Genomic DNA, 12,420 nt, shown 5'->3' with positions numbered 1-12,420 from the left:
GTGAAGGGGCAAGGGAAAAGGGCGGCGGCCGTTATCACCAGCCACCCGGCCCCCTACTCCGCGGCCGGCAGGTAGAGCTCGTTGCCCTTTTCCTTGTAGAGCTTCGACATCTCGGCCATGCCCTGTTCAGCGCCCTGCTCGGCGGCGCCGGGGCTGGCCGCCAGAAAGCCCTCGGCGCCCTGGTTCTGCTTGGCGGCGAAGTCGCGTACTTCCTGGGTGATCTTCATCGAGCAGAACTTCGGCCCGCACATCGAGCAGAAATGCGCCGTCTTGGCGCCTTCGGCCGGCAGCGTCTGGTCGTGGTACTGCTCCGCCGTGTCGGGATCGAGGCTGAGGTTGAACTGGTCGCGCCAGCGGAACTCGAAGCGCGCCTTCGACAGCGCGTCGTCGCGCACCTTGGCCGCCGGGTGGCCCTTGGCGAGGTCGGCGGCGTGGGCGGCCAGCTTGTAGGTGACGACGCCGACCTTGACGTCGTCGCGGTCCGGCAGGCCGAGATGCTCCTTGGGCGTGACGTAGCAGAGCATCGCCGTGCCGTACCAGCCGATCATGGCAGCACCAATGCCGCTGGTGATGTGGTCATAGCCCGGCGCGATGTCGGTGGTGAGCGGGCCCAGCGTGTAGAACGGCGCCTCGCCGCAGGCGGCGAGCTGCTTGTCCATGTTCTCCTTGATCTTGTGCATCGGCACGTGGCCGGGGCCTTCGATCATCACCTGGACGTCGTGTTCCCACGCCTTCTTGGTGAGCTCACCCAGCGTGAACAGCTCGGCGAACTGGGCCTCGTCGTTGGCGTCGGCGATCGAGCCCGGGCGCAGGCCGTCGCCCAGCGAGAAGGCGATGTCGTAGGCCTTCATGATCTCGCAGATGTCTTCGAAGTGCTCGTAGAGGAAGCTCTCCTTGTGGTGGGCCAGGCACCACTTGGCCATGATCGAGCCGCCACGGCTGACGATGCCGGTGACCCGCTTGGCGGTGAGCGGGATGTAGGGCAGCCGCACCCCGGCGTGGATGGTGAAATAGTCGACCCCCTGCTCGGCCTGCTCGATCAGCGTGTCGCGGAAAATCTCCCACGTCAGCTCCTCGGCGATGCCGCCGACCTTCTCCAGCGCCTGATAGATCGGCACCGTGCCGATGGGCACCGGGCTGTTGCGCAGGATCCACTCGCGGGTGTCGTGGATGTTGCGCCCCGTCGAGAGGTCCATCACCGTGTCGGCGCCCCAGCGGATCGCCCACACCATCTTGTCGACTTCCTCGGCGACCGAGGAGGCGACCGCCGAGTTGCCGATGTTGGCGTTGATCTTGACCAGGAAGTTGCGGCCGATCGCCATCGGCTCGGTTTCCGGGTGGTTGATGTTGGACGGGATGATCGCCCGGCCGCGCGCCACCTCGTCGCGGACGAATTCCGGCGTCACATGGTCCGGGATGGCCGCGCCCCAGCTCTCGCCGTCGCGGGCGAGCTTGTCCTTCAGCGCCGCCCGGCCGATGTTCTCGCGGATGGCGACATATTCCATCTCCGGCGTGATGATGCCGCGCTTGGCATAGTGCATCTGGGAGACGTTCATGCCGGCGCGCGCCCGCAGCGGCCGGGTGACGACGTTGGGGAAGGGCTGGACGCGGCCGTTGCGCGAAGCGGCGGCATCGAGCCCGGCGCCAGCTTTCGGGCCACCATCCTTCAGGCCATTATCCTCGGGCTTCACGGCGCGGCCGTCATAGGCCTCGACGTCGCCACGCGCCAGAATCCAGTCCCGTCGCAGCGCCGGCAGGCCGGCGGCGATGTTGATGGCGGCCTTGGGGTCGGTGTAGGGGCCGGAGGTGTCGTAGACCCGCACCGGCGGCTCGTCGCCGGTGAGCGCGATCTCGCGCATGGCGACGCGGATGCCACCGGGGCCTTCGACATGGATCTTGCGCGAGCCGCGAATGGGGCCGGTGGTGACGCCGATGTCCAGCTTGCTGTCGATCTTGCCATCAATGTCGGCCATGGGGTCTCTCCTTGGCGAGCGGTCAGGAGAAGGCGGACCCGTCATGCGGCAACCCCTCCCTCCGCCCGTGCTAACGGGTTCAGGTTCGACGGGTCGCAGGCCGCAACGCCTGCCTCTCAGCCGCATGGCTCCCCGGGGAAGCGCACAGATTACGCGGATGCCGGCGGGATGTCGAGAGGGCCGGGGCGGCAGCGTGGCGGGACGGGATATTTCTTAACCATTCGGCCATAAGCTGCTAGCCGTGGTAACCATGAACACAACGGATCACATGACCGAGACCGACCCGCACGGGCTCGTCGACCCCGCCCACGACGATCGCCGGCGCCATCCGCGCCGGGCAGTGGTGTGGCGCGGCAGCGTCAGCATCGCCGGGCGCCGGCTCGCCTGCTGGGTGCGCAACGTCGCGCCGGGCGGCATGCTGGCCGAGATCGAGCTGCCGCTGGCGGCCGGTGCACTGGTGACCGTCGAGCTGCCCAAACTGCGGCCGCTGCCGGCGGTGATCGCCTGGTCGTCCGGTGTGTTCCACGGCCTGTCATTCGTCGAGCCGGCGCCGCAGGTGATCCAGGCCTTCGGGGCCCGCGCCACCGCGCTGGGCTTCACCGAGGCGACCGATTCCCCTCGCCCTGACGCCCCCACGCCCGAAAGCTGACCGCCATGACGCTGCCCCGCCTCGCCACCCGCTTCTGGGTGTCCTCCATCGTGCGCCGCTGCTCGGGGCTCGGCATCCCGGCGACGGTGGTCCGCCACGGCTATGACGAGGCCGGCGCGGTACTGCTGCTGGCCCGTCATCGCGACGGCCTGTGCCGACTGTTCGGCGCCACCACCGGCCGCGACGACGCCCGCGCCTGGCTGCCGCTGAGCGGGTCTGTGCCGGTGCCGGCGGCGGACGCCGACGCGCTGATCGAGCGCCAGCGCCGCATCGACCCCGATGTGTGGGTGCTGGAACTGGAGACCGACGCGCCGGAGGCGCTGGTGGAGGAGCGCTTCCTGCCCGCCTGAGCGGGGCGCTCCCTGATCATCTGGGCGCCGGCGATTTCCCGCCGGTTTTCCTTTTGTTAACCAAATTGCCGTTTCCTTGATGCTGGACTGACAGCCGCCGGGCGCCCGGGCGCACAGGGCTGGCCGTCCGCCGGATCAACAGGGCCCGCCATCGTTCATGCCTTCTTTGTCCACTATCCGCCTGTCTGAGGGCGTCTCCCGCCTGGCCGCGCGCCTGCTGGCGCTGCTCCTGGTGAGTGTCGCCCTGCCCGGCGCCGACCTGCCGCCCGTGACGGTGCTGCACGGCCCGTTCGTCGACCTGTCGCTGCCCGATACCCCGGACACCCCCGACGCTGCGGCATCGGATGCCGGCGCGACAGCACCGCGACTCGAACTGGCGGCGCTGACCAACGACCGCATCGTCCTGCTGGCGGAAGCCCCGGTGCTGCAACGTCAGCCCCGGCTGGCACTGACCCGGCTGGTGGAGGCCACCGCCGCCAGCCCGCTGCCGCCGCTCTCCGCCGAGCTGGAGTGCCTGGCCCGCGCCATCTATTTCGAGGCCCGTGGCGAATCGGTGGAGGGTCAGCTGGGCGTCGCCCAGGTGGTGCTCAACCGTCAGGCGCGCGACGGCTACCCGAACTCGCTGTGCGGCGTGGTCTACGAAAAGCGCCCCGGCGCGCGGACCTGCCAGTTCACCTTCGCCTGCGATGGCCTGCCCGACATCCCGCGCGAGGACGCCGCCTGGCGACAGGCGCGTGCGATCGCCTTCGTCGCCACATCGCGGGCCTGGAAGGACGTGACCGGCAACGCCACCCACTTCCACGCCACCTATGTCTCGCCGAGCTGGGGTTTCCAGTTCGCGCCGACCCGCCTGCTCGGCCAGCACGTCTTCTACAAGGAAGGCGGACGCGGCCAGGGGGGGCGCTCATGACCGCCGCCGCCGCCGATCCGGCGCTGATCGACAGCTACCGGGAGTGGACGGCCAATGCCCTGGCCGAGTTCGGCCGGCTGCTCGACGACTGGCACGCCGGCACCCTGCCGGCCGATGCCGCCCGCCAGCGGCTGTTCGAGATCGGCCACAACATCAAGGGGATGGGCGCCAGCTTCGGCTATCCGCTGATGTCGGATGCCGGCGCGCTGCTGTGCAGCTACCTGAAGCTGAAACCCGGCGACCCGCGGGAACGCGCGGTGCTGGAGGCGCTGCACAACGGCTTGCAGGCGATCCTGGCGCTGACGCCGGAACAGCAGACCCCGGCGATGGCCGCCCGGCTGGTGACACCGCTGCGGCTGCTGTGCGACCTGCCCGACATCGCGATCTGAGCAGCCTGATCAAGGGGCTTTTGTTCCCGGTTTGATCCGCCTATGCTGCGACGCCATGACGTCGCGACTGCCGCTCCCCGATCCTCTGCCCGACCCCGTGGCCTGCCGCGTGGCCACCCCGCCGGCCGACGCGCCCGCCGGACCACTGACGGCCGACGACGTGGCGCGCGGGGTCTGCCGGCTGCTCGCCGCCCAGGGTCGGGCCGCCCTGCTGGAGTTTCCGCTCGGCAACGGCCGCCGGCCGGACGTGGCGGCGCTCGACCGCGACGGCCGGATCACGCTGATCGAGATCAAGGTCTCCCGCGCCGACCTGCGCGGCGACCGCAAGTGGCCGGACTATCTGGATTACTGCGACGAGTTCTATTTCGCGGTGCCTGCCGGATTCCCGCTCGACGACTTCGACACCCCGGCTTTCGCGCCGGCCACCGCCGGGCTGATCGTCGCCGACCGCTTCGAGGCGGCGGTGCTGCGTCCGGCCGCCGTGCGACCGCTCAACGGCAACCGCCGCCGGGTGGTGACGCTGCGCTTCGCCCGCCGCGCCGCCGACCGGCTGAGCCGCCACCTCGACCCCGGCCTGGGCTGAGACTCCCCGGCGGCGGGATGGCGCGTCGCCGGCCCCTACAGCCCGAGGGCTGCTCGGCCGGCGTGCTGGCCGAGCAGCCGCTCCAGCGCGTCGATGATGGCACCGTCCTCGGGGTCGGCGGCCTCGCGCAAGGCGGCGAGCGCGGCGGCATCGGCCAGCGGTGCGCGGAAAGCGCGCGGGCTGACCATCGACACGAAGGCGTTGGCGATGCGCAGCACCCGCGACAGCGACGGCGGCGGCACCTCCTCGACGCCAGCCACCGTCTCGGCCACCGGCCCCTCGAACGGTACCCCGCGCAGGATGTCGGCGCTCTGGGCCAGCGCCGCGCGCACCTGCGCCCGCTCGATGTCGTCCAGCGGCCCGGCCTTGGTGAGGATGGCGCGCGGCACCATGATCTTGCCGAGGTTCATCAGCTGTCCGGACAGCCGCAGCGTCTCTACCTGTTCGCCCGGTAGACCCAGCGCCCGGCCGAGGCCGGCCGCCACCTGCGCCACCTTGCCGGAATGATGGCGGCTGCCGGGATCACGAGCGTCGATGAGGCCGGTCAGCGTCGCTACCAGTGCCGCCATGCCGGCCTCGCGACGGGCCCGTTCGGCCAGCAGCTCGGTGATGTCATGGGCGACCAGCAGCGTCCGTCCGTCGGCCAGCTGCACGGCATCGGCGTGGTGGCGGCGGACGAGACCGCCCGGCGCCGGCAGGTCGAGCAGCGCGTCCGCGGTGCCCTCGCGACGCGCCGTCGCCAGCAGCCGCACCAGGGCCGGGCCGGCATCGCCAAGCTGGTCGGGCAGCCGGGTGCCGGGCGCGTCCGCCTCGACGCCGAGCCAGCGGTTGAGCCCGGCGTTGGAGAACTCCAGCCGATCGGCGGCATCGACCACCGCGATCAGCGTCGGCTGGCGATCAGCGATGGTCTGAAGGAACTGGCGCAGCGCTGTCTCCCGCGCGGCGGTGGCCCGGGCCTCGGCGGCAGCCCGTGCCGCCCGGCGCGAGGCGCCATGACGCCAGGCCAGCAGCACCATGGCGGTGGCGAACGACACCAGCGACACCAGCGCCATCAGCCGTGACCGCGCCTGGCTCTCGATGGGGGCCAGCGCCTCCTGGGCGTCGATGCCGCGCACCACATGCCAGGGCGTGCCCGGTACCGCGTCGGCCAGCAGCAGGGTGCCGCCGGCCTCGACCAGCTGGCCCGGTGCCCGCAGCGCCTCGGCCAGACGGGCCATCGGCGGCAGTTCGCGGCTGCCGGCCACCACGCCCTCGGCATCGACCAGCGCCATGCGGGCGGTGCGGAAGCGTTCATTCTCCGGCTCCAGCCGACCGGCCAGCGCGTCGAGCGGCCGCACGCCGTAGACGACGGCCACCGGATCACCGCCTTGCGGACCGGCAACCGGCGCGAGAATGGCCAGCGCCGGCCGGCCGCCGAGGCTCGCGGCCGGATCGACCCGGGTGGCGCTGACCGTCGTGGCGAGCAGCGGCCGCGGGTCCGGCAGCGCGCCACCGAAGCGGGCGATCGGCCGGCCGTCCGGCGCCACGATGGCGAGCCCCGCCGACGGCGGCAGGCTGACGTTGGCGCGCGGCTGTACGCCGGGTTCGGCGAAGCCCGAGCGCGCCGCCGTTACCTGCAACAGTGAGTCGAGATACTGCGCCTGGCCTGCGCCGGTGCCGGGGTCCTGACTGCCCAGCGCATAGACCGCCACCGCCGGATTGCCGGCCAGCCCCTCGACGACGCCGCGCTGCAGGTCGAGCCAGCCCGCCACCGCCTGGACCCGGCCGCGCACCACCAGCGCCACTTCCTGCTCCAGCAGGTCGCGGGCGCGGGCCCGATCGCGCGACGAGGCCTGCCAGGCCAGCCCCAGGCCGCCGGCGAACAGGAAGGCGATCAGCCCCAGCCACAGCCAGATGCGGCGTCCGGCGCCCCCGTTGATGGTGTCATCCCCTGTCAGCGTCACGGCGGTCTCCCGAGAGTCTGCTATCATACGGCGATGTCGCCGGTCGGCAGCGGATAGCCACGCGGCCCCCAACCATTGACCAATTCTTAATGCGAACCGACACAAAACGGAATCATGCGACGTGCATTAACCTTCTTTGGCACCTGCCCGCTGCTGGCGATACTGTTGATCGCCGGTCTGGCGGCGACCCCGGCCGAGGCCGGGTTGTTCGGCAGCACCGAGGTCCGGCGCGCGTCGCTGACACCGTTCACCAAGTGGACCGACATGCTGGCCCGCGACCGGCGCGCCGACGGCGACCAGCAGACCGCGCCCGGCCCGCTGGGCCGCTCCGGCGCCTGCCGGCCGGACTCGCCGATCGGCTGCGCGCGGCCGGACTGGGAGGCGATCGTCGCCACCCTGCGCGGCGGTGATCGCATGGCACAGTTGCGGGCGGTCAACGCCGCCATGAACCGCTACCGCTACATCACCGACCCCGAAAACTGGGGCGTGCCGGACTACTGGGCGACGCCGCGCCAGTTCCTGCGGCGTGACGGCGACTGCGAGGACTATGCCATCGCCAAGTACATGGCACTCAAGACGCTGGGCTTTCCCGCTGCCGCCATGCGCATCGTCATCGTCCAGGATCTCAATCTCGGCGTGCCGCACGCGGTGCTCAGCGTCGACCTCGACGGCCGCGAGCTGATTCTCGACAACCAGATCCAGGACGTGCTGCCGGACACCGCCATCGTCCACTACCGGCCGATCTACTCGATCAACGAAACCGCCTGGTGGCTGCACCAGCCGCGATCATGAGACCGGCCGTCGACACTTGACTACACCGAACGTTCGGTTGATTATGGTGTCAGCACCCCGCAGCACTGGAGCCGGCCGATGGCGCGCCCGAAAGTCGACGACCCGCACGCCCGTCGGCTGGAAATTCTCGACGGCCTGATCGTGGTGTTCAAGCGGCACGGCTATGACGGCGCGTCGCTGGCCGATCTCGCCGAGGCCACCGGCATCGCCAAGGCCAGCCTCTACCACCGCTACCCCGGCGGCAAACCGGAGCTGGGCCGGGCGGCGCTGACCGAGGCGGGCCGCCGCTTCACCGTGCTGATCCTCAAACCGCTGCAGGGCGACCAGCCGCCGGCCGAACGGCTGAGCGCCATGCTCGCCGGCGTCGCCCGCTTCCATGCCGGCGGTACGCCCGCCAGCCTGATGAACACGCTGACACTGGGCGACGGGCTGGCGCTGTTCGGCAAGGACATCCGCAACACCATCACCGCCTGGCAGCGGTTGATCGCCCGGGCGCTGGAGGAACTGGGCCGGCCGGCCGACGCCGCGCGGCTGGAAGCCGAGGACGCCATCGCCCGCATCGAGGGCGCGCTGGTGCTGGCCCGCCTCAGCGACGATGCCGACAGTTTCCCCCAGGCGCTGGCCCGGCTGGCGGCGACGCTGGGCGTACCCGCCCCCTGAACGGGCAGAATGTCGCCAGAAAACAGAACCCCCGGGCCTTGCGGCCCGGGGGCTGAATCAAGCTATGTCGTGGCTTGTTATCGCCAGTGACATAGCCGCCTCCGAAGAGGTCTTGAGGCTCAATGGTCTCCCACGAGCGATCACTGGCTATATGAGTCTTCAACAGTGAATTGTCAATTAACAAGGCCCAGAGCGTACCTCAGCGCTTCGAGAATCTGCTGAAACTGCGCCTCCGTCACTTTCAGTCCGCTCAGATATTTTCGCTTTCCGAACTGGTCACGCTCGGTGCGAAACAGATCGAGCCTGCTCATGGCGACTGTCGCCACCATATCTGCCTTGGCCCACCAGACCTGCTGTGCGAAGGGCGCCGGCAAGGGCTGATCGAACGCCAGCCGACAATGATAACGCACCCGCGGGTCTGCTTCCGTGCCGCTGAGCGGCACGACCGTATGCAGATTGTCGCGATGGGGAAGGCGCCCCATGATCACCACCGCCGGCCGTTTCTTGACCATCTCCGGCGGCCGGAATCCACCCATGTCATAATCGCACAGGAGGACTGTGCGCGGCGCTACTGGAAAGTTCAGGCCCATGCAGCAAATAGTGGTTAATTGAACAGGGTCGTCAACTTCAAAGAGATTGCCGCTTTTGAGGAAGGAGCCGTCGCGCCCGGCCATGGCGCCTGTTCACATCATGGCGGATGGGGGGAACAGCCTTAAGCCACGCGCGCATTCCCCATTCCCAAACCGGCGGTCGAGGCGTTAGCCTGCGGGACCGTCTCTGTCGCCGCGGACCCGAAAGGCCTTGCCATGACCGTTGCCCGAGCCGCCGCTCATCCCCTGCTGGCCCGTCTGCTGCTGGCCACGGCGCTGGCGCCCGCACTGACCGCGCCGCCGGTGCACGCGGCGGATACATCGACGGACTCGTTGGCGGCGCGGGTGCAGGCGGTGGAGCCGCAGGTGATCGCCTGGCGGCGCGACCTGCATGCCCACCCCGAACTCGCCAACCGGGAGGTCCGCACCGCCAAGCTGGTCGCCGACCAGCTCAAGGCGATGGGTATCGAGGTGCGCACCAAGGTTGCCTACACCGGCGTCGTCGGCGTGCTGAAGGGCACCGGGACCGGCCCCGGCGCCGACAAGGTCGTGGCGCTGCGCGCCGACATGGACGCGCTGCCGGTGGCGGAAAAGACCGGCCTGCCGTTCGCCTCGAAGGCCACCGGCGAGTATCAGGGCCGGACGGTGCCGGTGATGCACGCCTGCGGCCACGACGCGCACGTGGCGATGCTGCTGGGTGCCGCCAGGGTGCTGGCCGCCATGCGCGACCAGTTTGCCGGCACCATCGTGTTCATTTTCCAGCCGGCCGAGGAAGGCCCGCCGGAGGCCGAAGGCGGCGGCGCGCCGCTGATGATCGCCGAGGGCGTGCTCGACAACCCGGCGCCATCGGCGATCTTCGGCATCCACGTCTGGCCGGGACCGGCCGGCACCCTGCTGGTGCGCCCGGCCGGCGCCATGGCCAGCAGCGACACCTTCGAGGTGCATATCACCGGCAAGCAGGCGCACGGCGCCCAACCGTGGGCCGGCATCGACCCGATCAACGTCGGCGCCGCCATCGTCCAGGGCATCAACGCCATCGTCGCCCGCCAGCTCGACATGGTGAAGTCGCCCACCGTCATCACCATCGGCGCCTTCCAGGGCGGCGTGCGGCACAACATCGTGCCGGAAACCGCCCGTCTCGACGGCACCTTGCGCACGCTCGACCCCGGCAACCGCGAACAGGCCAGGGCGCGGCTGGCGACCACCGTCACCAGCATCGCCGAAAGCATGGGCGCCCGGGCCGAGGTGCGTTTCACGGACTCCAACTTCGTCACCTGGAACGACCCGGCGCTGACCGCGCGGGTGACGGCAAGCCTGAAGCGGGCGGTGGGGCCGGACAAGGTGATGGACGCGCCGCTGATCATGGCCTCGGAGGATTTCTCCGCCTACCAGCAGAAGATCCCCGGCGTGTTCTACTTCCTCGGCGTCAACAAGGACGGCGTCAGCCCGGCCGACGCCGCGCCCAACCATTCGCCCTACTTCTTTGTCAACGAAGCGGCGCTGGCCAGCGGCGTCACGGCACACGTGAGCACGGCGCTCGACTATCTCGCCGGCGACTAGGCACCGCCCGCCGGCAACCGGGCGTCCGCGATCGCCGCCTGCACCGCGGCGGGGTCCGCCAGCCGCTCGGCGAGCAGCAGCGCCAGCCGGGCAAGGTAGAGCGTCTCGCCGGCCGGCCCGGCCTCGGCGCTGGCGGCGCTGATGGCGTTGCACAGCGCGGTGTAGGCGGCGTCGCGGGCAGCGACATCCCAGAGGGGATTGGCGGTCATCGGGCGTCTCCGGTGGCGAGCGGTCGCGCCTGGGCGCGGGCAAGCGGTCGCGCCTGGGCGCGGGCGAGCGCGGCGGCGATGGCGTCCGGCGACGGCCGGCGCCAGCGGGCGACGACATGGCCGTCGGGGCGAACGAGATAGGCGGTGCCGGGGCGGGCGTCGTAGAGCGCGGCGAAGCGACCGGCGGCGTCCCGCAGCCCGCCGACCGGCGGCGGCGCGTCGGCGGCCGCCACGCGCCAAACGCGCACGCCGTCGATGGCGCCGGCCACATCATCGAGGCCGGGGGTCGCGCCGTAGAGCAGCAGCGTGAACGCATCGGGCAGCAGCGCCGTCAGGTGCACCGGCCGGCCGCCCTCATCCTCCAGCGGACATTCCGGCACCACCGCGCCGGGCGACGGCCCGGCGGCGAAGGCCGGCGCGTCGGCGTGCGGGTCGTTGAGCGGCGAGTGCCCATAGTGGCTGGCGCTGGTCTGGCGCGGGTTGATCAGACTGGCCAGCGCCGGATGGCGGGCCGCCAGCGACAGCACGGCGGTGCGCATCAGCGCGAAGCCACGCGACGGTGGCGCCATGAATTCGGTGCTCTTCATCGCCTGGGCGATGTTGTCGGCCCAGGCGCCGCGCCGCTCAGGGCTGTAACTGTCGAGCAGCGCCTCGGGCCAGGCACCGGTGACGACGCCGGCCAGCTTCCAGCCGAGGTTGAAGCCATCCTCGAAGCCACTGTTGAGGCCGCGCACGCCGAAGATCGGCACCAGATGGGCGGCATCTCCGGCGAACAGCACCCGGCCGGCGCGGAAATCGTCAAGCGCCACCGCGGCGGCGCGGTAGCTGCTGATCCACAACGGCCGCCACGGCGCGTCGACGCCCAGCATGGCGAGATGGCGGCTCACCACCGCCAGCACCTGCTCGGGCGCCACCATGGTCTCGACGTCCTCGTCGTCGTGGAGCTGATAGTCGATGCGCCAGACGTTGCCCGGCTGCCGGTGCATCAGCAGCGTGCGCCCCGGATTGGACAGCGGATCGAACCAGCACAGCCGCTCGGTCGGCCAGTCGAGCTCGATGGCGATGTCGGCGATGATGTAGCGGCCTTCGTAGGCGGTGCCGGCCATCTTCAGCCCCAGCGCCTGACGCACCCGGCTGCGCGCGCCGTCGCAGGCCACCAGCCAGTCGGCCCGCGCGGTGTAGCGGGTGCCCGCCGCCGCCAGCGTCAGAGTGGCGCCATCGGCGTCCACCGCCAGATCGTCGAGCGTGGTCGCCCAGCGCAGGTCGATGAGGTCGGGATAGCCGGCCACCGCGTCGACCAGATACTGCTCGATGTCGTTCTGGGCGATGTTGATCATCGGTGGCAGCCGCTGGTCGGCGTCGTGCGGCATGGTGAAGTGCAGCACCTCGGTGTCGCGATAGAAGCTGCGGCCGCCGGTCCAGGCCAGGCCGCGGGCGAGGAACGGCCCGGCGACGCCCAGCCGGTCGAGGATCTCCAGGCTGCGCCGCGACAGGCAGATCGCCCGGCTGCCGCTGCATACGCCGTCGGCGGCCTCGATCACCAGCGAGGCGACGCCCTGCCGGGCCAGCGCCAGCGCCAGCGCCAGCCCGACCGGCCCGCCGCCGATGATCGCCACCCGGTGGGCGGTGGGGTCGGCGCCGGTCGCGGTCAGCGCCGGTAGGCGGGCGGCGTGGTGTTGCGGGGCAACCCCGTCGGCGGGCGGCGCTGTCACGATCCCCTGTTCTCCGATGATTATCGACTGAATTATTGTATAATACGAATTGTGTCACATTCATGGGCGGCCGCGCAAGGGGTTTGCAAATACCGGATGG

13 protein-coding genes and 1 riboswitch are annotated in these 12,420 nt (G+C 70.7%); of the genes, 8 read left to right on the top strand and 5 right to left on the bottom strand.

Translation table 11 applies throughout. The features are described from left to right. Positions 1–53 precede the first annotated feature (53 nt). Positions 54–1,973, bottom strand: a complete 1,920-nt coding sequence (gene thiC / locus ABU113_RS04460) for a phosphomethylpyrimidine synthase ThiC (RefSeq protein ID WP_454558281.1) — start codon at positions 1,971–1,973, stop codon at positions 54–56. A 39-nt stretch (positions 1,974–2,012) separates the two neighbouring features. Beyond that, a riboswitch (TPP riboswitch) is annotated at positions 2,013–2,118 on the bottom strand. Positions 2,119–2,241: 123 nt separating this feature from the next. Here thiC and ABU113_RS04455 point away from each other — a divergent pair. The 5 genes from ABU113_RS04455 to ABU113_RS04435 all read left to right on the top strand — a co-directional run bounded on the left by ABU113_RS04455 (position 2,242) and on the right by ABU113_RS04435 (position 4,854). After that, positions 2,242–2,622 carry a PilZ domain-containing protein gene (locus ABU113_RS04455; protein WP_454558280.1) on the top strand — a complete coding sequence of 127 codons (381 nt, stop codon included), beginning with the start codon at positions 2,242–2,244 and terminating at the stop codon, positions 2,620–2,622. A gap of 5 nt (positions 2,623–2,627) precedes the next feature. Continuing rightward, complete coding sequence (locus tag ABU113_RS04450) at positions 2,628–2,972, top strand: DUF1491 family protein (protein WP_454558279.1); 345 nt, start codon at positions 2,628–2,630, stop codon at positions 2,970–2,972. A 157-nt stretch (positions 2,973–3,129) separates the two neighbouring features. Next, complete coding sequence (locus ABU113_RS04445; RefSeq protein WP_454558278.1) at positions 3,130–3,882, top strand: cell wall hydrolase; 753 nt, start codon at positions 3,130–3,132, stop codon at positions 3,880–3,882. Further along, positions 3,879–4,271, top strand: a complete 393-nt coding sequence (locus ABU113_RS04440) for an Hpt domain-containing protein (protein WP_454558277.1) — start codon at positions 3,879–3,881, stop codon at positions 4,269–4,271. Before ABU113_RS04445 ends, ABU113_RS04440 begins: the two co-directional genes overlap by 4 nt. 55 nt (positions 4,272–4,326) lie before the next feature. Further along, a complete protein-coding gene (locus ABU113_RS04435) occupies positions 4,327–4,854 on the top strand; it encodes an MmcB family DNA repair protein (RefSeq protein WP_454558276.1) in 528 nt (175 codons plus the stop codon). A gap of 35 nt (positions 4,855–4,889) precedes the next feature. Here ABU113_RS04435 and ABU113_RS04430 read toward each other — a convergent pair whose 3' ends face one another. Continuing rightward, on the bottom strand, positions 4,890–6,797 hold the full coding sequence (locus ABU113_RS04430; RefSeq protein WP_454558275.1) for an HD domain-containing phosphohydrolase: 1,908 nt from the start codon (positions 6,795–6,797) through the stop codon (positions 4,890–4,892). 114 nt (positions 6,798–6,911) lie between these two features. Here ABU113_RS04430 and ABU113_RS04425 point away from each other — a divergent pair, with 114 nt between their 5' ends. Continuing rightward, positions 6,912–7,589 (top strand): transglutaminase-like cysteine peptidase, encoded by a 678-nt coding sequence (locus ABU113_RS04425; RefSeq protein ID WP_454558274.1) that lies wholly within the window; start codon positions 6,912–6,914, stop codon positions 7,587–7,589. 78 nt (positions 7,590–7,667) lie between these two features. Beyond that, entirely contained in the window at positions 7,668–8,249 is a 582-nt protein-coding gene (locus ABU113_RS04420) for a TetR/AcrR family transcriptional regulator (protein ID WP_454558273.1), read from the top strand. A gap of 173 nt (positions 8,250–8,422) precedes the next feature. Here ABU113_RS04420 and ABU113_RS04415 read toward each other — a convergent pair whose 3' ends face one another. Continuing rightward, positions 8,423–8,923, bottom strand: coding sequence for a type II toxin-antitoxin system PemK/MazF family toxin (locus tag ABU113_RS04415; protein WP_454558272.1), 501 nt, complete (start codon positions 8,921–8,923; stop codon positions 8,423–8,425). A gap of 132 nt (positions 8,924–9,055) precedes the next feature. On the opposite strand from ABU113_RS04415, the gene ABU113_RS04410 reads away from it, so the two are divergent. Then, entirely contained in the window at positions 9,056–10,399 is a 1,344-nt protein-coding gene (locus tag ABU113_RS04410; RefSeq protein WP_454558271.1) for an amidohydrolase, read from the top strand. Here the strand turns inward: ABU113_RS04410 and ABU113_RS04405 are convergent. Next, on the bottom strand, positions 10,396–10,608 hold the full coding sequence (locus ABU113_RS04405; RefSeq protein ID WP_454558270.1) for a hypothetical protein: 213 nt from the start codon (positions 10,606–10,608) through the stop codon (positions 10,396–10,398). The two genes, ABU113_RS04410 and ABU113_RS04405, sit on opposite strands and share 4 nt — an antisense overlap. Then, positions 10,605–12,320 carry an FAD-dependent monooxygenase gene (locus ABU113_RS04400; RefSeq protein ID WP_454558269.1) on the bottom strand — a complete coding sequence of 572 codons (1,716 nt, stop codon included), beginning with the start codon at positions 12,318–12,320 and terminating at the stop codon, positions 10,605–10,607. Before ABU113_RS04400 ends, ABU113_RS04405 begins: the two co-directional genes overlap by 4 nt. Positions 12,321–12,420 lie beyond the last annotated feature (100 nt).

The organism is Parapedomonas caeni, assembly GCF_041060555.1.
In the GTDB taxonomy this organism is placed as follows: Bacteria; Pseudomonadota; Alphaproteobacteria; order Sphingomonadales; family Sphingomonadaceae; genus CAUJIW01.
The sequence above is the reverse complement of the archived record's forward strand: the minus strand, read 5'-3'. Positions and strand labels throughout refer to the sequence as shown.